The organism is Caballeronia choica, assembly GCF_001544535.1.
Lineage (GTDB): Bacteria > Pseudomonadota > Gammaproteobacteria > Burkholderiales > Burkholderiaceae > Caballeronia > Caballeronia choica.
Genome location: NZ_FCON02000452.1, coordinates 1 through 1410, shown reverse-complemented (window position 1 = coordinate 1410; position 1410 = coordinate 1). Strand labels below are relative to the sequence as shown.

1 protein-coding gene is annotated in these 1410 nt (G+C 58.6%); it reads right to left on the bottom strand.

Features of this window, described 5'->3' with window-relative positions; genetic code table 11:
• Nucleotides 1-128 precede the first annotated feature (128 nt).
• The gene (locus AWB68_RS44905; RefSeq protein ID WP_087650450.1) at nucleotides 129-1343 is read right to left on the bottom strand and encodes an IS701 family transposase; all 1215 of its coding nucleotides are present in this window, start codon (nucleotides 1341-1343) and stop codon (nucleotides 129-131) included.
• Nucleotides 1344-1410: the final 67 nt, after the last annotated feature.

The following is a 1410-nucleotide window of genomic DNA, read 5'->3' as shown; positions in this document are numbered from 1 at the left end:
CCTAGTACTACTGTGTTATCAACCATTCAGTTTTCCTCCCGCAGCACGGACACCGATCAAGACGGGCAAGCAATGCGGCAGCAAGCTCCAATCGCAGCGTTGCGATCGAATCAGGCACATGGCGCTGCTTACGCAGGGGCGCCCCGGGGCCGGAAGCCTTCGGGTAAGGAAGGGACTTCGCAGGATAACCGATGAGCTGGAGTTTTTTTTTGCCCACCCAGGCGTTCGGTGACGAGAAAGCCATAGGCCGCTATGCACAGCGTCGCGTGGTGATGAAAGCCGCGCCAACTGCGTCCCTCGAAATGCCCCAAGCCGAGTTCCTGCTTGAGTTCCTGATAATCGCGCTCGATGCGCCAGCGCAGTTTTGCGAGTCGCACGAGTTCCTTGATTGGCGTTTCAGCCGCCAACGTACTCAGGAAGTACTTGGTCGGTTCGACTTCGCCCTTGGGCCACTCGATGAGCAACCATTGCTCGTCGAAGGGCCCGCCTGGCCGTGCTGCTCGCGAGGCGCAATGTACTCGTGTGGCCGCAAAACGCGACGACAACGCGCGGTTGGTTCCTTCACGCCATGTAACGGTGCGAAAGCGCCGCGACGGCAATTGCATGGCCAACTCTTTAGCTTGCAGCGGCGGCTGAGCTGGCGACTGCAGGCTGACCGTCCCGCTCACCCCAACTACGTAAGTGAAGCCCATCATCGTGAGTTGTTCGCGGAACTCAGTGCTCGTCCCGTAACCGGCGTCGGCCAGAACCAGTTCGGGCAGCGATTTTACTTTGCCGATGTTCTCAAGCAGTTGCAGGGCGAGCATCGGCTTGGTGACGAACTCAAGCGCCTCGGGCACTTTGGCATGGCTACGCCTTTCCCGGTCATCGGCCCAGCTTTGCGGCAAATACAATTGGTAGCGCACGGGCAAACTAAAGAGTTCATTGGCGATCGAGACGCTGACCGCGACTTGGCAGTTGTCTTGCTTGCCCAGTTGGCCGCAGTACTGCCGCGCGACCCCGACCGAGTGCTTACCCTTCTTTGGAAAGCCGGTATCGTCAATAATCAGCGCCTCAGGCGCACCCGCGCGCCGGCTGATTCGCTCAAGGGCATAACTGCTCACCGCATCAAGCACCGCTTCGTCCGACCATGGCGCGTCAGCCACAAAGTGATGCAGCCGTTGGTGTTCCGAGCGCACCCGGCTCGGCGATAAATGCGCCGCCATAGGCTCGACGCTCTTACGCTTAACCGGCAGCATCAACCCGGTGCAGTAACCACGAAACGGTTCGACACGGTCGGCGTGCCCAAGCGTCTGTGCAATCAGCGACACGTATTCCTCAAACCGCTCCCTTGGGATTTCCATCGCCTTCCTCACAGGTCACTTGAAGATAAGCGAATAATGCCTTATTTTTTAACACAGTAGTACTAGG